Below are 19,850 nucleotides of genomic sequence, written 5' to 3' on the forward strand. Positions count from 1 at the left end.
CCGGGCCGACGTCGGTCGAGGGGCGGCTGTCCGCGGGCTTTACCGCTCGCGGGGTCCGATCGGGAAGCCCAATGCGCCGAAGGTGGCGTTCAGGTTGATCTCGATTTGGGTGAGCAGCGCGTTGAAGTCGGCCAGCATGGACACGACATTCTCGGTGCGGCAACCGAATTGGTCGGGTGCCTGCGGTGCCAGACGGGATTTCAGCCAGTTGAGCGTGTCGGCCATGCCGAGTGAAGGCAGGGTCAGGTGCTCACTGAGATGGTCGCGCTTGTAGCTCACGGAAGCGCCACCGGCACACCACTGTTGGGACAGTCGGTCGTTGGTCCACACCGGCACGGCTTCGTCGAAGACGCCTTGGTAGAGGAAGATCGGCGCGGTGGGGATGTTGCGGCCGAGCACCGTCGATTCGAAGGCCTCCTTGATCTCGGGCACCTGCAGGAAGTCCGGGATCGGGATGGTCAGCATGCGGCCGTAGTCGATGAACATCTGGCTGAGTGCGTTGCGCGGCAGGCACTGCTGGTTGGTCCGGTCCATCAGCGCTTTGCCCTCGGCGGTCAGGTATCGGTCGCTCGCCTCCTTGAACTTCGGGTAGGCGTTGCGCAGCGACGAGATGCCGATGCCGATCAACGAGGAGAACATCGAGCCGTTGACGTGCAGCAGCGACACCACATCCGAGGTCGGCGCGCCGAGGGCGATGCCCTTGACGTTCAGCTCCGGCGCGTAGGTCGGCTGCATTTCGGCCGCCCAGCCCGAACCCATGCCGCCGCCGGAGTAGCCCCACATCGCGACCGGTGTGTTCGCGCCGTCGAGGCCGAGCGGTTGGAAGCGTTGGGCGGCACGGATGCCGTCGAGGGTCATGTAGCCGGGTTCCCGCGGCACGGTCAGGTGGCCGTTGAGGCCCTCGTAGTCCGGGACCGAGATCGCCCAGCCCTGGCTGATCAGTGCCGCGATGGCGATCAGCTCGCTCTGGGAGTGGATGCCTTCGAGTCCTGGCAGGCCCGAACCCTGTTGCAGCACAAAGGATGGCGAGCAGTTGTTGCTCGCGCTGTCGTAGTAGAACTGCAGCGAAACCAAGGGGCGCGAGCGATTCGGGTCCGCGCCCGCGGGCAGGATCACCGTGGTGACGGCGACCGTTGGTTGTTCGTTGAGATCGGTGGTGCGGTAAAGCAACTGCCAGGAGCGCACATTCAGCGGCAGCAGCGTCGCCACGGCCAGCCGTACCTCGCGGGACCGGAGAATGGTGCCCGGCTCCTGTGCGTCGAACGCTTCGGGGGGTTGGTAGAACGGGTCCTCGGTGGGGAGCGGCAGCGCCGCGGCCGGGGTCGGCGTGATCCCGCCGGCGAGCAGCACGGTGGCGACGGCGAAGGCCATGGTCACCAGAACTGCGATCGCACGTCTTCCGCGGCGCGGGCGGCCGGTCGGATCCCCTTTGATCACTGACACGTGTGCGTCCTTCCTCATCAACGTGACAGCGATTACAGCATGAGAACCTGTTATCAACAAGAACTCTTTCTACTAATCATGGAGCTATGGTCAATGGATGACCCGCAGCAAATCCGCCGCGCGGCCTGCCCCGACGCCGGCACGCCGCCGGATTCGTGGACTCGACGCCGAACAGCGCAGCGCACAGCGACGTAGCCAGCTGCTCGACGCGGCCACCGAACTGTTTGCCGAGCACAGCTATTCGGGAACATCGATCGAGCAGATCTGCCAGCGCGCCTACGTCGGAACCAAGGGGTTCTACGACCATTTCGACAGCAAGGAAGCGTGCTACCTCGCGCTGCTGGCGCAGCTCACCGCGCAGATCCAGCAACGGGTGATCGACGGCGCTGCCGCGGCGGCCGCATTGGACTGGCCCGAGCGCTCCGTGCCGGTGATCGCCGCGTTCGTGCACGCGATCGCCGACGACCCGCGCTTGGCGAAGGTGACTTTCGGTGAGGCGGGCGGCATCTCGCCGACCGTGGAGAAGATGCGCCGCAGCAACCGGCGCTGGGCGGCGGCCTTCCTCGACCGCGAGTGGTCCGGCGAGCCCGCGCCCGATGCCGGGGTCCAGCGGGCCAGGCTGGCCTCGGCGTTGGCCACGATCGGCGGCATGTTCGAGCTCGTCGCGGACTGGCTGCATCACCACGACGACGGTGGCCCGCCTGATGTCATCGAGACGCTGATCGAAGACCTGACCCACTTCATCGCCGTGGTGTATGCGGGGCGCAAAGTTGTTGCGGGGGAATAGATGTGGATACGACGCGAGTCGGACCGACCAGGATCGGTCCGACTCGCGTCGTAGTGTGGTGCGGGCAGGCTAGCCGCGTGGCCGGGCGGGGCGGATGCGGCCCCTGACCTCACCGAGGCCGATGCGCTGGACGTCGGGGCCCGGCGCGGACGCGGTGATGATCACCTCGTCGCCGTCCTCGAGGAAGGTGCGCTTCTGGCCGTTCACCAGGACGGGTTCACTACCGCCCCAGGACAATTCGATGAACGATCCGCGTTGCTCCGGTTCCGGGCCCGAGATGGTGCCCGAGGCGTACAGGTCGCCGGTGCGAGTGACGGCGCCGTTCGCGGTGAGATGGGCCAGCATCTGCGCCGGTGACCAGTACATCCGGGAGAAGGGCGGGTGCGCGACCTCGGATCCGTTCCAGGAGACCGTCAGATCGATGTCGAGTCCCCACGGTTCCTTGTCGAGCAGGTAGGGCAGCGGTTCCGGCGATTGCTCCGGAGTCGGCACGCGCGCGGATTCCAGTGCGGCCAACGGGGTCACCCACGGCGACAGCGACGTCGCGAACGACTTGCCGAGGAAGGGACCGAGCGGCTGGTACTCCCAGGCCTGGATGTCGCGGGCGGACCAGTCGTTGACCAGGGCAACGCCGAAGACTCGTTCGGCGAATTCGCCGGTCTCGACGGGGCTGCCGAGTTCGGAGCCGACGCCGATCAAGAAGCCGAGCTCGGCCTCGATGTCGAGCCTACGAGACGGTCCGAAATCCGGTGTGCCCGAATCGGTTCTGCGCTGGCCGCACGGACGGATGACGTCGGTGCCCGAGACGACGACGGTGCCTGCGCGGCCGTGGTAGCCGACCGGCAGATGCCGCCAGTTCGGCAGCAGCGCTTCGCCGTCCGGCCGGAACAGCCTGCCGAGGTTCGTCGCGTGATCGATGCTGGCGTAGAAGTCGACGTAGTCGCCGATCGGCACCGGCAGGCCGAGGTGCACCGCCGACAGCGCATGCACTGCGCTGCTGTCGATCTCGGTGTCGACCAGCGCGCGAACGCGCTCGCGCACCTCGCGCCAGCGTTGCGGGCCCTGCGCCATCAGGCCGGCCAGGCTCGGCTCGCCGAACTCCGGATCGCCAAGTGCCACTGCGAGATCGATGACCGAATCGCCGAGCCGCGTGCCGACGCGGTAGGCCTGGCCTGCGGGCGCGAACACGCCGTAGGGCAGATTGTCCGGACCGAACAGCGAATCGTTCGGTACCTCGATGCGTGTCTTCACTCGGGCCCCCGTCCCGACCAGGTCCACGCGTACGCCGGATCTTCGCAGGCGAGCGCCCCTTCGCCGAGCTCGAGCGGCCGGAAGGTGTCGACCATGACCGCGAGCTCGTCGAAGTACTCCAGTCCGATGCTTCGCTCATAGGCGCCGGGTTGCGGGCCGTGCGCGTAGCCGCCGGGATGCACCGACACCGAGCCCTGCGCGATGCCGGATCCCTTGCGCGCCTCGTAGTTTCCGCCGCAGTAGAACATGATCTCGTCGGAGTCGACGTTGGAGTGGTAGTACGGCACCGGGATCGACAGCGGGTGGTAGTCGACCTTGCGCGGCACGAAATTGCACACCACGAAGTTGATCGCCTCGAAGGCCTGATGGGCAGGCGGTGGCTGGTGCAGGCGGCCGGTGATCGGCTCGAAGTCGCTGATATTGAAGGTGATCGGGTACAGACAGCCGTCCCAGCCGACCACGTCGAACGGATGCGTCGCATATACCAGCCTGGTGCCGACGATCTGCCCGCCCGGCCGGTGCTTGACCAGCACTTCGACGTCGGTTCCGGTCGCGGTCAGCGGTTCGCCTGGTCCGTGCAGGTCGCGCTCGCAGTAGGGCGCGTGCTCGAGCAGCTGCCCGAACTTGGACAGGTAGCGCTTCGGCGGCGTGATATGGCTCGACGCCTCGATCGCGTAGGCGCGCAACGGTTCCTGGCCCGTCGGCAGCCAGCGATGCGTGGTGGCGCGCGGGATGAGCACCTGATCGCCCTGTCGCGCCTCGATCGCGCCGAAGACCGTCTCGACGACCGCGGAACCGGACTCGATGTAGACCAGTTCGTCACCGATCGCGTTGCGGTACAACGGCGATGCGCCCTTGGCAACGACATAGGAGATGCGGACATCGGCGTTGCCGAGGATCAGCCTGCGCCCGGTGACCACGTCGGTGTTGGCGGGCACCTCGCCGGGGAACAGCTCGTGCAGCCGCAGATGACGATGGCGCAGTGGATGATTCGGTGTCGTGGTCTGATCGGGCAGCTCCCAGACCGTCGAGTCGACGATCGCGGGCGGCAACCCGCGGTGGTAGAGCAGCGAGGAATCTCCGGAGAACCCCTCCTCGCCCATCAGTTCCTCGTAGTAGAGGTCGCCCTGTTCGTTGCGATGTTGTGTGTGCCGTTTCGGCGGTACCGCTCCTACCTGTCGGTAGAACGCCATGACCGCACCTCCTGCCTGGCTTGTGGCCTGCTTAGCTGATCGCCATCGTAGTGATGGCCGCTGACCCGTTGCGAGGAAATCCGGGCCAACCCCGCGAATTCTGCCGGGTGTTCAGGATTTTGCTCGACATATCGCCGAGAAAGCTGGACCGTAGCTGAAGATTTGTCGAGCAGCCGGCGCCACCCGCGATGGGTGGTCGCGGCTGCTCAGACGAGCTGGCTGTCGTCGTGCTTGCCGTTGCCCGGCGCGTTCAGGTCTGGTTGCGGCTGCGGGTGCGGGTGCGGGCTCAGGTCGCCGCTCGGCGGCGGATCGACAGGGGGATGGCACATGGCTTGTATGCGAGCGGCGTTGCGCTCGCTGTTGCGCGCCGTGTCGTTCATGACGATTTCGGCGTTCGCGAACGCGGTTTCCAAGATATGCAGGAACCGCGCGTCGTCTGCGGTAGTGCCGCTGCGGCTGTAGGTGCTCGAGAACTTGTTGACACCGGAGATCAGCTCCCTGATGCGGGTGCGGCCCAGCTCGGCGTTGTGTTCGCCCTTGTCGACGAGATCCGACAGATCCTTGCTGCGTTTCGCGAAGTCGTCCGCCGTTTCCACCATGCTTTTCGCGATGAGCTCGTAGTTCTTGATGCCACTGTGGTGCTCGGGTACGTGTAGCTTCGCTGGTGCCGGTGCGACCGGGGGCTGTTCGCAACTGTCGGCTCTGCCGAACAACTTCCAGATCCGGCACAGGAAGGGCGGCAACTGGTCGTAGAGCTCGTTGAGTTCGGGACCGAGGCCGGCGGGCTTCTGCAACCGTGGCATGGCGGGGCAGCTGTCGTTGCCGATGTCGATCGTCCGTCGATCCTTCGGTGTCACCCCTCTGATGAGCTGTGCGAGTCCGGTACTGGCGCCGACGAACGTGTGCCCGGCGCCCTGCATCAGCGCGCCCTCCCCGGCCATGAGCATTTTGCCGACGCCGAACGCCGCAAGGCCACCGCCCACCGCACCGGTTCCCGCATCGATGAGGATGTCGCCGACACTCTCGTTGTTCAGAAACCCGCCGACTGCGCCGCCTACGGCGCCGCCGATCGCGGCGCCCGCGACGAGTCCGAGCGGTCCGAATGCGCCACCGATCAACCGACCGACGATCGCGCCGCCGGCGGAGGTCGCGCCGCCGATCAAGGGATTCCCGTCGGGATACTCCAGGGTGTTCTTCGCCATGGAACTCTTCCCGAGTCGCCGTCTTGCCTTACCTGCCAACGGTATCCGGCACCGACGTCGACTTCCCATCGCTGGCGGGTAGGGCGAGAGTGCGCGCGGGACAGCTCAGGCGTTGCGGAGGGCGCGGTAGACGGCGGCGCCGACGAAGGCGCCGAGATCCTGCGGGGTCCACTCGTCTTCTGCGGCAAGCAGACTGCGCACCGCACCCTCGCCCGCGGAGACCCACTGCTCGACCAGGATCGGCAGTTTGCGTTCGGCGTCGGCGGTGCCCCAGGCGCGCAGGGTCGGGCGAAGCAGGGTGGTGCAGCGCTCGACGGCGAGCGTTCGGCCGCGGCCGAACGAATCGGCAACGGCCGGATCGGGATTGCCGTAGAGCAGGCGCCACGCGTCGGGGCGGGCCGCGGCCTTCACCAGCAGGGCGCGGAAGCCTTCGACGAACACGGTTTCGTCCGCGTTCACATGCCGGGGCGGCAGCACCTCGAGCAGGCCGTCGACCAGGTAGCTCTCCTCGCGCTGGATGAGCGCTTCGATCAGTTCGACGCGGTCGGCGAAGCAGGCGTAGACCACCGGCCTGGTCACCTGCATCCGCTCGGCGATGGAGGCCATGGTGACCGCCGCGATGCCGTGTTCGATCGCGATGGCCAGTGCGGTGTCGAGGACCTGGGGACGGCGGCGTTCCGGACCGAGGTGCGGCGCTCGCTGTTTAGGCTGCACGGCCGAATCGCTACCCATCGCACCAACATAGCAGCGGTGGTTGCCGAATTCGTGCTGGTCCGGTGCCCGAAGATCAATTTCCTACATTTGAGAACAAAAATGCTACATTCGTGCATGAAGTCGGCTGGACGGTGGTCGACTGCCGCGTTGTGTCATGGCTGAGGAGTCCCGATGACCGATACCCTGTTCAACCCGAAAACCTGCGAGTTCGCCGAGTTCGACGCAGAGACTCGGCGTCTGCTGCGGGCCACCGTCGACTGGTTCGAAGGTCGCGGCAAGGCGGTGCTCAAGCAGGAGGATCGGGACCGGATCTGGTACGCCGAGTTCCTCGATTTCGTGAAGCGGGAGGGGATCTTCGCCACCTTCCTCACCCCGGCGGCCGAGGCCAACGGCGACCCGAACAAGCGCTGGGACACCGCGCGCATCGCGATGATGAGCAAGATCCTCGGCTTCTACTCCATGCAGTACTGGTACGTCTGGCAGGTCAGCATCCTCGGCCTCGGCCCGATCTGGCAGAGCGACAACGCGGCGGCCAAGCAGCGGGCGGCAGGCCTGCTGGATTCCGGTGAGATCTTCGCCTTCGGCCTGTCCGAGAAGGAGCACGGCGCCGACGTCTACTCCACCGACATGATCGTGACGCCACAGCCGGACGGCGGTTACCGCGCCACCGGCGGCAAGCACTACATCGGCAACGGCAACCAGGCCGCGCTGGTCTCGGTGTTCGGGCGGCGGTCGGACAAGCCGATCATCGACAGCTCGAAGGCGCTGGAAAGCAAACCGACAGACGAGGATTACGAGGGATACCTGTTCTTCGTCGCGGACAGCAAGCACGAGAACTACCAGCTGCGCGGCAATGTCGTCGACGGCCAGATGTACGTCGCCGCCTTCGATCTGGAGGATTATCCGGTCGCCGAGGAAGACATCCTGCACCGCGGTGAGGCGGCATTCCACGCGGCGATGAACACCGTCAACGTCGGCAAGTTCAACCTCGGCTTCGGCGCGGTCGGCGCCTGCGAACACGCCTTCTACGAGGCGATTACGCACGCGGAGAACCGAATCCTGTTCGGGCACAGGGTCACCGAGTTTCCGCAGGTGCAGTCGCTGATGACCGACTCGTACGCTCGGCTGCAGGCGATGAAGCTCTACAGCGAGCGCGCCATCGACTACCTGCGTTCGGCGTCGCCGGACGACCGCCGCTACCTGCTGTTCAACGCGATCGAGAAGATGACCGTGACCAGGCAGGGGCAGCGCATCATCGAGGATCTCGCCGACGTGATCGCGGCCCGCGGTTTCGAGAAGGACATGTACTTCCCGATGGCGATGCTCGGCCTGTTCGGCCTGCCGCGGCTGGAGGGCACGGTGCACGTGAACATGGCGCTGTCGCTGAAGTTCATGGCCAACTACATGTTCCATCCCGCCGACGCCGGTCTGGCGGCGCTGCGTCTGGTGCCCGGCGCCGGTGTCGCGCCGCAGGGCGCCGTCCGCGCCGTCTCCGGCGCGCTGAGCTGGTCGAGTCGCAAGCTTGCGCCACGCGCAGGGGGCGCCGTGCCGAAGCTGCGCGCCGAACTCGCCAGTGCCGCTTACGCTCCGGTGCCGACCCGGCGGGACGCGGCCGACGACGAGTTCCTGTTCCGGCAGGGGCCGAGCAGCGGGCTCGGCCGCATCCGGTTCAGCGACTGGCGGCCGGTCTTCGAAAAGTTCACCCGCATACCGAATGTCGCGGTGTTCCTGGAACAGGCGCTCGCCTTCCAGACCCTGCTCGCCGCCGCGTCGCCGACCGCGGCGCAGCAGCGCGACGTCGACTTCCTCTTCGCGCTCGGCGAGCTGTTCACCGCGCTGCCCTACGCGCAGCTGATCCTCGAACAGGCCGAGATCGAGGGCACCGACGATGCTCTGCTCGACCAGATCTTCGACATCTTCGTTCGCGAGTTCGCCAAGCACGCGCTGACGCTGCACACCAAGCCCGCCGCGACCAAGGCGCAGCAGACCCGCGCCCTCGATCTGCTGCGCAGGCCGGTCGCCGATCGCGCGCGCTTCGAGCGCGTGCTCGGCAGGGCGCGGGCCCTCGCCGGCGCCTACGAGATGAACCCCTGAGGCCTGACCTGGGGTAACGGTCGACGCTACACTGGCGAATGAATACCGTCGGTGTAGCTACGCCATCTGTCGTGCAAAGGAGCAAGACGATGACAGTGCAATCCACGCGCCCGCAATTCGACGCACCCGCGCGGACCATCCGCGAGGTCGATTACGGATTCTTCGGCCCGGACTCACCGACCTGGAAGGTGTGGACCAACGCCACCGCCGTGATCGGCTTCCAGCGTTCGGTGGTGCTCGAGCACTTCGATCCGGCGCTCACCGCCGCGGTCGCCGATGTGCAAGGCATCTACACCGACCCGCGTGGCAGGCTCGACCACACCTTCGCCTACTTCCTCATCGCCGCGGTTGCCGACAGTCGCATGGCGATCGAGGCCTCCGAGCATCTGATGACGGTGCACGCGCAGGCCACCGGCATCGAGCCGATTACCGGAAAGCGCTACAGCGCAAACAATCCCGCGTCTCAGCTGTGGATCCACGTCACCGGCTGGCACTCGGTCCTCAAGTGCTACGAGGTATTCGGCCCAGGCCCGCTCTCCGCCGAGGAGGAGCGGCGGTACTGGGCCGAATGCGTGATCGCCGCCGAATTGCAGACCTGCAAGCCCTCGGATGTGCCGAGCTCGCGCGCGGAAGTCCGCGACTATTTCGCCGAGATGCGCCCCAAGTTGTGCAGCTCCGAACGTGCGCACCAGGCCATGCACTACCTGCTGCACACCCCGCGCGACCGTGGTTTCAAGCTCTGGTCCGGTAGCCGCCTCGTCGCCCCCGCCGCCATCGCCACCCTGCCCAAATGGATGCGCAGCACCGGTGGCTTCGACCATCCCGGCATCGTCGACTGGGGCTACCGGATCCCCATGCGGGTGGCGATCAAGGCGCTCGGCAACGAAACCGCCAAACAGGCCGTGCTCGGAAACTTCCTGGGCCCCATGACCGCTCGCCTCTACCGCGAACATCTGGACGCGGGCACCCCACAGCACCCGGTGACGGTCACCCCGGCGGAAGCCAAGCAGCGCTACGGCCGTGCGGCTCGCCCCAACGCCTCAGCCAGCTGAACCGTGCAATGATCGAGACTGATCGATGAACTCGGTGGTCTCTGCCAAGGTTTGGCAGAGACCAGGTAGTTGTCGGTGCCGACCGATATCGTTGCGCTATGACCGCTGTCGAGGAGTCTCGTATGGCCACTGAGTCTCTGATGTCCACCGAGGAGTTCGAAGAACTCGCTCGCGTGGCCGACCGCATCGCGGAAGGTGTACGGCTCGAGTTCATCGATGGACAACTGGGGGCGAAGGCAATGCCGGATGGGGATCACTCTCGGATCATTCAGTGGCTGATCCGCATCTTTTTGGTGATCCATCCTGAATTGTTTCTGAGTCCCGAGCAGGGGCTGAAAGTCGAGCGGTACCGGAACGGACGCGCTCGTCCAGATGGTGCTTTGGCCGACGCCGACGCTTTCGTCGGCCAAGGGGAGTGGGCTGATCCTGATCCCGTCCTCATGGCCGTCGAGGTGACTTCCGATGACCAGGACACCGAACGTCGCGATCGTCAGGAGAAGCCACGAGCGTACGCCGAGACCGGCGTCCCTGTGTATCTCCTGATCGATCGGGATTCCTGTGAGGTGACGGTCCACAGCGCTCCGCACAATGGCCGCTACGAGCAGATCTTGAAGGTGCCGTTCGGTGCCACGGTGAAGATTCCAGACCCGGTGAACGTCGACCTCGATACCGAACCTTTGAAGGATTGGGTGCGTTGAGTCGGCTCGGCCTCACTCGGTGAATTCGGCGATCACGGGGGCATGGTCGCTGGCGCCCTTGCCTTTTCGCTCCTCGCGGTCGACCAGCGCGTCGGTTGCGGCGAGGGCCCTGTCGATGATCTGTCGTGTAAGAGTCCCAGCCCGTAGCAAGTCCACGGGTGCACTGTTGTCCATGTCGTGGTTTGGTGTGCACCACCAGGATCCTGCAGCCCAGGGGGTGTTCTTGGCCCCGAGTGCGACGTTGACGTGGGCAACCAGAGGGTTTATCCGTGCACCGGCAGTATCGAACTGAAATACCGGAAACCGGTACGTGCTGCCGACCGGAAAGCCGAGCAGTTCACTGCGTGAGCGGTGATACCGCACTGCGCTGGTGCGGCGCTTGTAGTTCGAACTCGCATCAATCTTCAAGCCAGCGTCAGCTGTGCCGATACATTCGAACTGTTGCAGAATTTCGCGGTGCTCGGTGGGAAGCGGATCTGCCGGTGGCTGATAGTCCGCAGACCAGATGGGCTCTCGCTCCCACAGCGGCGGGCATCCGATCCGATCGGGCGATTCACCAACACCGGCGAGGCCGGATCGGATCATCGCGGCTGTGTCGGTGCGCCAGGTCGACCGTGGGTCGAGTTGGCTGGTGAGGTATGCGAGGACAGCAAGCGACGCATAGATCCGAGAGCGTTGATGTGTTCCACTCGCGTGGGCGAGGTCTGGAGTTCCTTCGAGTCGACCGAGCTGGTCGACAACGTTGTGATTCCACAGGCGGCCGTGGTGTGCGCACGTATTGCGCAGGTAGACGAGATTGGTGATCCACTTGGTCAACGCTGCGCCGTCTCCGTCGCAATGCTCGTCGAAAATCCCGAACCCCGCTGCGATCGTATTCTTTTGGGGTTGTTTCAAGCCCGACAACAATGTTGCCGCGCTCCCGAAGGTCAGAAGTTCTGTGACGACCCAGACAGGAAGCGGCATACTGTATTTGGATTTGAAGTGCTTGACGAACTCGTGTTTCGACCTGTCTTCGTCTCTGCGGACATTCGCCAGCCATTTGACGTGCTCACTGGACAGCCAAAGGGATTGACTTGCAATGGGATTCCGGTTGTCGTAGAGGGTGAACGTCTCGTCCAGTGCCGCACGGTCGAGATGGGCGAACGCGTGACCTGCGCCGAGTGCGTAGCCGAGCCGTGCTCGCAAGGCCACTTCTATGCGGTCGATCGCATCCAGGACGTGCAATCGGAGGCGTCGGTCGAATTCATAGAGGTCCAGGACTCGATCAAAATTCGTTCCCGGCTTGAACCGGTCACCCACCTCGATCTGCGGTGCCTCGCCGGCCGCGCAGACGAACTTCACCAAGCCGCGGTAGATATACCAGTAGCCGCTCAACCGGTAGTAGCCGATGTTCTGTAGGGCCTGTATGGCCGTTGCCTCGTCGGCAATGTGCATGCCGCGCTCCCGCAGCAGTTCCAACTGCTGCGAGTGCGTCTTGAACGGCTTGTCGTAGGAGGTCATCGGAGTCCTCGGTGAGATCGAGGACACGCGCGTTGCGGGTTACTCATCGAAGCACCTTTGATAAGATTGATGGACACGGCCGATCGTCCGCTCCCGCACCAGGGAGGGGCGGTCGGTTCTCTTTATCTTCAACTGTTGTTTCGGCTGGTCGGCCGTCGGCCGTCGTCAGTCGGTGAATTCGGCGATCACCGGGGCGTGGTCGCTGGCGCCCTTGCCTTTTCGCTCCTCGCGGTCGACCAGGGCGTCGGTTGCGGTGGCGGCGAGGGCGGGGGAGGCGAGGATGAAATCGATGCGCATGCCCTCTTTGCGGGGGAAGCGGAGCTGGGTGTAGTCCCAGTAGGTGTAGACGCCGGGGCCGGGGGCGAACGGGCGCATGACATCGGCGAAGCCGATGTCGAGGAAGGCGTGGAAGGCGTCGCGTTCCGGCTGCGAGGTATGGGTTTTGTGCTCGAAGAATTCGGGCGACCAGACATCGTCGTCGGTGGGGGCGATGTTCCAGTCGCCGACCAGCGCGATCTTCGCCTGCGGATCGTCGGCCAGCCAGCGAGCGCCGTTGTTGCGCAGGGCCGCAAGCCATTCCAGCTTGTAGACGTAATGCGGGTCGTCGAGTGCGCGGCCGTTGGGCACGTACAAGCTCCAGACCCGGACACCGCCGCAGGTCGCGCCGAGCGCGCGTGACTCGACGACCGGCGCGCTGATCAGCGACTCGCCTGCCTCCTTGTCGAAACCGGGCTGATCGGGGAAAGCCTGCTCGACATCGGTGAGGCCGACGCGGGACGCGATGGCCACCCCGTTCCACTGGTTGATGCCGAGATGGGCGACCTCGTACCCGAGCTCATCGAACCGCTCGAACGGGAACTGGTCGTCCCGGCACTTCGTCTCCTGGATGGCGAGCACGTCGATGTCCTGGCGGTCCAGGAATTCGGCGACCCGGTCGATCCGGGAGCGAATCGAATTGACGTTCCAGGTGGCGAGGCGCACAGGTGCCTTCCTTCGTATGGCCTAACTCGACATGCGGTCGCGGTTTGCGGCCATCTCGGTGTTTGTCTTATTCCGTTGCGGTGGGTTGTCGATTCCTCTGCTGGGGGCCGTCCCCGGCAGGCGCGGCCTATGGTCCAATTCCGTTCTACCCCAGGTCGGCAGAACCGGCGAGCGCGGCAGGGGCCGCATAGCGGTACATGTGGTGCTCGACGAAACCCATGTCGCGATACAGCGCGATCGCGGCGCCGTTGCCCGCCTCGACCTGAAGATACGCGTGCGTCGCGCCACGGCTGTGGCCCCATCGGATCAGCTCGGCGCACACGAGCGAACCGAGGCCCTTCCTGCGGTGCGCGGCGGCGACCGCGACGCAGGTGAGGCCGACCCAGCGGCGCCCGTCCGGCGCGGTGGTGACCGCGCCGCGCCCGATCGCGATCGGCCGCGGCACGCCGAGCGAGGCGAACCCGAGCTCACCGTCGCGCACGGCGGTGAGCACCGCGACATCCGGCGCCGCGGTCGAAAGCTGTTGTGCCGTCGGCTCCGCGCCCTCGAAGCGGTGCATCGCCAGCCAGGCGTCGTCCGGTGTCGCCGCGCAGCGCACCATCGAAGGCCCCTGCGGGAGCACGAAATTCTCGATATCGATGGCCATCATGACGGTCTCGCGGAAGCTGTTCCAGCCCGGCGGGATAGGGGCGAGCCGGTCGGGCAGCGCGAGCAGCAGCGGCAGGCCGTGCGCGGTGTACCACTCGCCGATGCGGTGCGCGGCGTCTGCGGTCAACGTCGCCGGATCCGCGGAACTCCCCAGCGGCACAGCGGAATTGGCACGCCTGGTGTACCCGTTGCCTGCGCGGACGAGCCACCCATCGATCCAGGTGTGCTCGATGCCCGGCCACGCGTCGGCGGCGGCCGCCTCCAGCGCCCTGATCTCTTTCGTGCGAATCGGCCTCGGCCCCACCGCTTTCAGTGCGACCACCCGGTCCGGCGTCACCGAAATGATCTGGCCGTCGGCGCCACGAACGGTCGGTGGATCCAGCGAGACGAGCTCGCCGATCACATCGGTAAGCGGCTGGGGATAACCGGCGGGCAGCCGATAGCGCAGTACTACGCGATGGCCGAGCGGAATTCCGGGGTGAGTGCTTTCAGAGTCAGTCGTCATGGCCGAACGGGTCTGCGACGGTGCCCGGAATCCAGCTGAGTCCCGGTGTGCCCCAACCGTTGCGCTTGATCGCCTTCTTCGCTGCGCGGGCATTGCGGCCGATCAGCACGTCGACGTATAGGAAGCCGTCGAGGTGCCCGACCTCGTGCTGCAGCATCCTGGCGAAGAAATCCTTGCCCTCGATCTCGACCGGCTTGCCGTGCTCGTCGGTGCCGGTGACCTTCGCCCATTCGGCGCGGCCGGTCGGGTACTGCTCACCAGGCACCGAAAGGCAGCCCTCTTCGTCGTCGTCCGGATCCGGCATGGTCTCCGGGATCGCCGAGGTCTCCAGCACCGGGTTGATCACCGCGCCGCGGCGCCGGGTCGCGGTGCCGTCGGCCGCCAGATCCGGGCAGTCGTAGACGAACAGTCGGAGCGGAACGCCCACCTGGTTGGCGGCCAGACCGACACCGTGGGCGGCGTCGAGCGTCTCGTACATGTCCGCGATCAGCTCGGCCAGCTCTTCCGGTGCTTGGGTGACCAGCTCGGTCGGGTTGTGCAGCACCGGGTCGCCGACGATCACGATCGGGAGAATAGCCATGCGCTCAATTATTGCCGTGTCCCCTGGTCGCCGCCGCTGCGGGGGCGGCAACCGCCGCGACGCCCTGAGGGGCTGAGCGTCAGCGCCGGAGGAGGCAGCGCAGCGTCACCACGTAGGCGTAGCGAAGCCCTCGAATCTGACACTGACCGGCGGGTCGTGAACACGCCGCGCCGTAGACCAAGTGATCCTGCGGTCTCGTGGTTGAATGATCCGCGACGTACAAGCACCATTTTTCGTCTGGTGGTAACTCGGCGAGGGAGCAAGATGGACGGCGCAGCGGCACGGAACTTTTCCGCGATCCAGGGCGACCCTTCCGCGAGCGACGATGTCACGGCAGCGGAATCGACCGGCGACGGCGACGGGCTCAGCCGTCGCGAACACGACATCCTGGCCTTCGAACGCCAGTGGTGGAAGTACGCGGGCGCGAAGGAAGAAGCGATCCGGGAGCTGTTCGGCATGTCGCCGACCAGGTACTACCAGGTGCTCAACGCGGTCGTCGACCGGCAGGAGGCGCTCGCCGCCGACCCGATGCTCGTCAAGCGGCTGCGCAGGCTGCGGGCGAGCAGGCAAAAAGCCAGGGCCGCGCGACGGCTCGGTTTCCAGGTATGACGCGGCTAGGCTCGACTAGGTGAGCTACCCGAATCCCACCTCCGGTGGGCCGCCATTGCGAGCGTTGGCGATGGTGTTGATCGCACTGGCCATCGTGTTCGGCGGACTCGGCGCGATGTCGCTGTCGACGTCCGATGCCGACAGCACCGGATCGGGTCCCTCGGAGACCACGACCGCGAGCGCTGCCCCGCAGGTTCCCGTTGTCAGCACGGCCCCGAAGCCGTCGGAGGCCGCGTCGTCGACCACCACCACACCGTCGTCGGCGACGACGACAACGCCACCGGCCACCAGCAGCGCCCCCACCCCCACCGCGGCTGTCAAGGCGGTCCCTGTGCGGGTGCTGAACAACAGCATGATCGCGGGTCTGGCGGGCAAGACGGCGGGCCAGCTCACCGACGCAGGCTGGAATGTGGTCGAGACCGGGAACTATCCGGGTGCCAACATCGCGAAAACGACCGCGTACTACGGCAATTCGCCGGGCGACAAGGAGGCCGCACAGGCCATCGCCGCCCAGCTCGGCATCACCGCGGAAGCGAAGTCGACCGGATTGGGTGAGTCCTCGCCAGGTGTGACCGTCATCGTGACGGGTAACTGACCAACACGAAGGCCGTGCCCGGCCCTGTCACCGATGCGACACGACGGGCGTGGCATCATCTTGTCCGGTAACGAACGTGTCCACCCCGCTCTACTCGTAACCTGGTACTCGTAAAGGAGTTCCCCGATGGCCCCGTCCACATCTCGTCGCCCGTCCTGGCGGACTGTGACCCCGGTGCTTGCGGTCGCGGTCCTCGGCCTCGCAGGCTGCACCAACAGCCAGGAGTCCAGTGACGTGAAGGGAACGACCCCGCCGGTGTGGAGTGGCGCGGCCGCCCCGCCCGCAGGCGAACACGGCAAGGAAACCGGCTCCGTCGATGCCAGCGCGGGCGTGAAGGTCGACCTGAAGGACGCCGCAGGCGTCTCGGTCGGCACCGCGAGCTTCGCCAAGGACGGCAACCACTTGCAGGTCACCGTCGAGGCGCACGGCTTGCGGCCTGGCTTCCACGGCATGCACGTGCACTCGATCGGCAAGTGCGAGCCCAACTCGGTGGCGCCGACCGGTGGCCCGTCCGGCGACTTCCTTTCCGCCGGTGGCCATCTGCAGGTCGGCAGCGCGAACACGCATCCGGCCAGCGGCGACCTCACCTCGCTCGAGGTCCGCGCGGACGGCATGGCCAAGCTGGTCACCACCACCGATGCGCTGACGCTCGACGACCTGAAGAGCAAGGCGTTGATCATTCACGCGGATGCCGACAACTTCGGCAACATCCCCAACCGTTACACCCGTGCCGACGGCGTTGCCGGCCCGGATGATTCAACGCTAGCGACAGGTGACGCGGGCGGCCGCGTCGCCTGCGGTGTGATCCAGTAGCGCAGGAGCCGACATGGCCGGGGCAGGCAGAGAAGACGTTCCTTTCCATGGTTCGCCCCGGCCCACCATAGGCATCGAGTGGGAGATCGCGCTCGTCGACAAGGTGAGTCGTGATCTGTCGAATACCGCTGCGGCCGTGTTCGATTCGGTCGGGGACTTGCGCGCCTACGATGGCACGCCGCAGATCACCAAGGAGCTGCTGCGCAATACCGTCGAGCTCGTCACCGGGGTGCACGACACCGTCGCCGAGGCGGTCGACGACCTGCGCGGCACCATGGACGCCGTCCGGCGCGCCGCCGATCCGCTCGGGGTCGACCTGTTCTGCGCGGGCACCCATCCGTTCGCGCAGTGGTCGGCGCAGCAGCTGACCCGCTCGGAGCACTACGACGAGCTGATCGAGCGCACCCAGTGGTGGGGGCGGCAGATGATGATCTGGGGCGTGCACGTGCACGTCGGAGTCTCGCACCGCGACAAGGTTTTTCCGATTCTCAACTCGTTGTTGCTGACTTACCCGCATCTCCTATCGCTGTCCGCGTCCTCACCGATGTGGGCGGGCGCGGACACCGGTTACGCGAGCAACCGGACCTTGATGTTCCAGCAGCTACCCACCGCGGGCCTGCCGTTCCAGTTCGAAAACTGGCGGCAGTTCGAGCATTTCGTGCACGACCAGCTCAAAACGGGGGTGTTCGAACAGCTCGGCGGCATGCACTGGGACATCAGGCCCGCGCCGAAGTGGGGCACGATCGAAGTGCGGGTGTGCGACGGGATCTCGACCCGCGCCGAGCTGGCCGCGATGGCGGCGTTCATCCACTGCCTGATCGTCGACCTGGATCGCAGGCTCGAAGAAGGTGAGACATTGCCGACACTGCCGCCGTGGCACGTGCAGGAGAACAAGTGGCGGGCGGCACGCTACGGGTTGGACGCGATCGTCATCGTGGACGACCAGAGCAACGAGCGGCTCGTCACCGACGATGTGACCGATCTGCTGAACCGGCTCGAGCCCACCGCCAAGCGGCTGGGCTGCGCGGATGAGCTCGCGCTCGTCGCCGAAATCCCCGAGCGCGGCGCGTCGTATCAGCGGCAGCGCAAAGTCGCCGCCGCCGCGCAAGGCGACCTGATCGCGGTGGTCGATGCCCTGGTCAAGGAGCTCGATCAGTAGGTGAGCCGGGGCGGACTCGCCAGCTGCCGTCCCCCGAGTGTTCAGTCAGCAAGCAGGATGGCGTTCACCCCCCGTTTACTATGGTCGACGTGCTTGTCGAAGACCCGGGACCCAGAGTAGGCCGTGCGGCTTCGTGGTTGCGTGCGCCGTCGCCCATGGTGTGGGTCGCGGTCGGCGTCGCCGCGGTGCCGGTGCTGCTGATCGTGTTGCAGGTCGTGGCGATGCGGGAAGGCTTCCAGGGTCCGCTTGGCAGTCTCTGGCAGGACTACGTCGGCACCCCCAAGTCCATGTCGGTGCCGTGGGCCGGGTTGGTCCTTGCGCTGGTCGGTATTTCGATGCGACATCGGCTCATCGCCCTCGGCGTCGCGATCTCGATCGACGTGGTGTTGGCGGGAATCCGGCTGCTCGCCGGTGCGCCGTTCGCGATCGGGAACGGTGCGGTGATCGTGCTGACCGCGCTGGCGGCGATCGCCTGGCTGCGGTGGGACGGGATCCAGCGGCGCAACGCGCTGCATGCCGCCGCGCTCGGTGCGCTGCTCATCCTCGCCACCAAGGTCGGCGACGTGTGGTTGCACGTCACCGTGCTGAGCAGGCCGACGGTGTTCGACGAGTACGTGCTGCTCGCCGATCACGCGCTCGGCGATCCGTCCTGGGTGGTGGGGCGGGTGCTCGACGTGCTCGGGCCTGCCGTCTACGCGGTATTGCATTGGGTCTACATCGAATTGCCGGTCGCGGCGATCGTGGTCGCGGTGTGGCAGTTGCGCCGAGTGGTGTCGACCGGCCGGTGGCCGACCCACTATCTGGTGCGCACGTTCCTGGTGCTCGGGCTGGTCGGCCCGATCGTCTACGTGATCTTCCCGGTGGTCGGCCCGATGTTCGCGTTCGGCGCCGACGGGCACGGCATGCAGCTCGGCAACTATTGGCCGAGCGTCGTGCCACCACTGGACCGCAACCCCGCGCCGATGCCGTTCGACACCGTGACCCCGCGCAACTGCATGCCTTCCATGCACACCGCATGGGCCCTCTCGGTCTTCCTGCACACCCGCCGCGACACCGACGGCAGCCAAGCACCGACCTGGATCCGCTGGGGCGGCACCTTCTGGCTGCTGGCCACCCTCACCGCCACCCTCGGCTTCGGCTACCACTACGGCGTCGACCTCGTCGCAGGCGCCGTCCTCTGCCTGACCGTCGAATCGGCGTTGCGCGCCCCCGAACGCGGCTGGGGCTGGTTCCGCATCCGCCTGGTCGCCAGCGGCGTAGTCATTCTCGCCGTACTGCTCCTGTCCTACCGCTACCTCCCCGCCTCGATGGCCGAATACCCGGTCCTCGCAGGCACTGTCGTCCTCGCCCTGCTCGCAGGCTTGGCCGCCGCTTTCCACGCGACCTGGTTCGCGGGCGCGCACGACACTGCCCCGACGCAGCACGAAGTGAAAACAGCCGCACGCTGATTCGAGGTGGTGTCGTGCCGACCTACTCGTAGTGGTGGCGGCACGACACGATCTTGGCTGTGTCGTCTTCGATGACGTAGACGATGCGGTGCTCGCTCGTGATCCGCCGCGACCAGAACCCGGCGAGGTTCTGGCGCAACGGTTCCGGCTTGCCGATGCCATCGTAGCCGTTGCGGGTGATGTCTTCGATGAGCTTGTTGACGCGCTTCAGGGTGGCACGGTCGTTGACCTGCCACCAGAGGTAGTCGGCCCAGGCGTCAGGGGTGAACAGGATCTTCACTCGACAGTTCCGTCATCGTCGACGTCGATGAGATCGTGCTGTTCGACATTGCCTTCCCGAAGTTGCGCGATAGACCGCTCCAAGTGGCGCGCGTTGGCCGGGTTGCCGAGGAGGTACGCGGTTTCCTTCAGGGACTCGTATTCGCGAAGGGAGATGACTACGGCAGGTTCGTGGCCCGCGCGTGTGATGACAACTTCTTCCAGGTCTTCGGTGGCCGAATCGAGGACGCTCGCTAGGTTGGCGCGTGCTTCGGTGATGGAGATGGCGCGCATTGGAGTTCCTCTCGCGGCGGTCATAT

21 protein-coding genes are annotated in these 19,850 nt (G+C 66.1%); 9 read left to right on the plus strand and 12 right to left on the minus strand.

The window, feature by feature from the left end:
• Positions 1–39: 39 nt before the first annotated feature.
• Positions 40–1,443, minus strand: coding sequence for a lipase family protein (locus NA11_RS26940; protein WP_167837740.1), 1,404 nt, complete (start codon positions 1,441–1,443; stop codon positions 40–42).
• A 97-nt stretch (positions 1,444–1,540) separates the two neighbouring features.
• Here NA11_RS26940 and NA11_RS26945 point away from each other — a divergent pair, with 97 nt between their 5' ends.
• A complete protein-coding gene (locus NA11_RS26945; protein ID WP_069164800.1) occupies positions 1,541–2,230 on the plus strand; it encodes a TetR/AcrR family transcriptional regulator in 690 nt (229 codons plus the stop codon).
• A gap of 69 nt (positions 2,231–2,299) precedes the next feature.
• Here the strand turns inward: NA11_RS26945 and fahA are convergent, their stop codons facing one another.
• The 4 genes from fahA to NA11_RS26965 form a co-directional block, all read right to left on the minus strand.
• Positions 2,300–3,481 carry a fumarylacetoacetase gene (gene fahA, locus NA11_RS26950; RefSeq protein WP_069164835.1) on the minus strand — a complete coding sequence of 394 codons (1,182 nt, stop codon included), beginning with the start codon at positions 3,479–3,481 and terminating at the stop codon, positions 2,300–2,302.
• Positions 3,478–4,674: a homogentisate 1,2-dioxygenase gene (locus tag NA11_RS26955; RefSeq protein ID WP_069164801.1), complete on the minus strand. Its 1,197-nt coding sequence runs from the start codon at positions 4,672–4,674 to the stop codon at positions 3,478–3,480. Before NA11_RS26955 ends, fahA begins: the two co-directional genes overlap by 4 nt.
• Before the next feature lie 206 nt (positions 4,675–4,880).
• Positions 4,881–5,876 carry a hypothetical protein gene (locus NA11_RS26960; RefSeq protein ID WP_069164802.1) on the minus strand — a complete coding sequence of 332 codons (996 nt, stop codon included), beginning with the start codon at positions 5,874–5,876 and terminating at the stop codon, positions 4,881–4,883.
• A 105-nt stretch (positions 5,877–5,981) separates the two neighbouring features.
• Positions 5,982–6,608: a TetR/AcrR family transcriptional regulator gene (locus NA11_RS26965; RefSeq protein ID WP_069164803.1), complete on the minus strand. Its 627-nt coding sequence runs from the start codon at positions 6,606–6,608 to the stop codon at positions 5,982–5,984.
• Between the two features lie 153 nt (positions 6,609–6,761).
• Here NA11_RS26965 and NA11_RS26970 point away from each other — a divergent pair, with 153 nt between their 5' ends.
• From NA11_RS26970 to NA11_RS26980, 3 genes are all read left to right on the plus strand, one after another.
• Positions 6,762–8,684: an acyl-CoA dehydrogenase family protein gene (locus NA11_RS26970; RefSeq protein WP_069164804.1), complete on the plus strand. Its 1,923-nt coding sequence runs from the start codon at positions 6,762–6,764 to the stop codon at positions 8,682–8,684.
• Positions 8,685–8,773: 89 nt separating this feature from the next.
• Positions 8,774–9,736, plus strand: coding sequence for an oxygenase MpaB family protein (locus tag NA11_RS26975; protein WP_069164805.1), 963 nt, complete (start codon positions 8,774–8,776; stop codon positions 9,734–9,736).
• A gap of 98 nt (positions 9,737–9,834) precedes the next feature.
• Positions 9,835–10,434, plus strand: coding sequence for a Uma2 family endonuclease (locus tag NA11_RS26980; RefSeq protein WP_084655100.1), 600 nt, complete (start codon positions 9,835–9,837; stop codon positions 10,432–10,434).
• A 12-nt stretch (positions 10,435–10,446) separates the two neighbouring features.
• Here the strand turns inward: NA11_RS26980 and NA11_RS46170 are convergent, their stop codons facing one another.
• The 4 genes from NA11_RS46170 to NA11_RS27000 form a co-directional block, all read right to left on the minus strand.
• Positions 10,447–11,934 carry an Abi family protein gene (locus NA11_RS46170; RefSeq protein WP_069164807.1) on the minus strand — a complete coding sequence of 496 codons (1,488 nt, stop codon included), beginning with the start codon at positions 11,932–11,934 and terminating at the stop codon, positions 10,447–10,449.
• Positions 11,935–12,099: 165 nt separating this feature from the next.
• Positions 12,100–12,915 carry an exodeoxyribonuclease III gene (locus NA11_RS26990; protein WP_069164808.1) on the minus strand — a complete coding sequence of 272 codons (816 nt, stop codon included), beginning with the start codon at positions 12,913–12,915 and terminating at the stop codon, positions 12,100–12,102.
• 145 nt (positions 12,916–13,060) lie between these two features.
• Positions 13,061–14,068, minus strand: coding sequence for an N-acetylglutamate synthase, CG3035 family (locus NA11_RS26995; protein ID WP_069164809.1), 1,008 nt, complete (start codon positions 14,066–14,068; stop codon positions 13,061–13,063).
• Positions 14,058–14,648, minus strand: coding sequence for a peptide deformylase (locus NA11_RS27000; protein ID WP_069164810.1), 591 nt, complete (start codon positions 14,646–14,648; stop codon positions 14,058–14,060). The genes NA11_RS26995 and NA11_RS27000 overlap by 11 nt, the downstream gene beginning before the upstream one ends.
• A 264-nt stretch (positions 14,649–14,912) precedes the next feature.
• Between NA11_RS27000 and napA the strand changes: the two genes are divergently transcribed.
• Positions 14,913–15,257 carry a nucleoid-associated protein NapA gene (gene napA, locus NA11_RS27005; protein WP_069164811.1) on the plus strand — a complete coding sequence of 115 codons (345 nt, stop codon included), beginning with the start codon at positions 14,913–14,915 and terminating at the stop codon, positions 15,255–15,257.
• A 24-nt stretch (positions 15,258–15,281) separates the two neighbouring features.
• On the opposite strand, the gene NA11_RS47225 is transcribed toward napA, so the two are convergent.
• Positions 15,282–15,578, minus strand: a complete 297-nt coding sequence (locus tag NA11_RS47225; RefSeq protein WP_369691157.1) for a hypothetical protein — start codon at positions 15,576–15,578, stop codon at positions 15,282–15,284.
• A gap of 10 nt (positions 15,579–15,588) precedes the next feature.
• Here NA11_RS47225 and NA11_RS47230 point away from each other — a divergent pair, with 10 nt between their 5' ends.
• From NA11_RS47230 to NA11_RS27025, 4 genes are all read left to right on the plus strand, one after another.
• Positions 15,589–15,852, plus strand: coding sequence for a LytR C-terminal domain-containing protein (locus NA11_RS47230; RefSeq protein WP_369691158.1), 264 nt, complete (start codon positions 15,589–15,591; stop codon positions 15,850–15,852).
• 126 nt (positions 15,853–15,978) lie between these two features.
• A complete protein-coding gene (gene sodC, locus NA11_RS27015; RefSeq protein WP_069164813.1) occupies positions 15,979–16,665 on the plus strand; it encodes a superoxide dismutase[Cu-Zn] in 687 nt (228 codons plus the stop codon).
• A gap of 13 nt (positions 16,666–16,678) precedes the next feature.
• Entirely contained in the window at positions 16,679–17,824 is a 1,146-nt protein-coding gene (locus NA11_RS27020; protein WP_069164814.1) for a glutamate--cysteine ligase, read from the plus strand.
• A 155-nt stretch (positions 17,825–17,979) separates the two neighbouring features.
• Complete coding sequence (locus NA11_RS27025; RefSeq protein WP_439957101.1) at positions 17,980–19,272, plus strand: phosphatase PAP2 family protein; 1,293 nt, start codon at positions 17,980–17,982, stop codon at positions 19,270–19,272.
• 22 nt (positions 19,273–19,294) lie between these two features.
• Here NA11_RS27025 and NA11_RS27030 read toward each other — a convergent pair whose 3' ends face one another.
• Positions 19,295–19,552 carry a Txe/YoeB family addiction module toxin gene (locus tag NA11_RS27030; RefSeq protein WP_069164815.1) on the minus strand — a complete coding sequence of 86 codons (258 nt, stop codon included), beginning with the start codon at positions 19,550–19,552 and terminating at the stop codon, positions 19,295–19,297.
• On the minus strand, positions 19,549–19,848 hold the full coding sequence (locus NA11_RS27035) for a type II toxin-antitoxin system Phd/YefM family antitoxin (RefSeq protein ID WP_245746194.1): 300 nt from the start codon (positions 19,846–19,848) through the stop codon (positions 19,549–19,551). The genes NA11_RS27030 and NA11_RS27035 overlap by 4 nt, the downstream gene beginning before the upstream one ends.
• Positions 19,849–19,850 lie beyond the last annotated feature (2 nt).

Source organism: Nocardia altamirensis NBRC 108246, from assembly GCF_001612685.1.
GTDB classification, from domain to species: Bacteria; Actinomycetota; Actinomycetes; order Mycobacteriales; family Mycobacteriaceae; genus Nocardia; species Nocardia altamirensis.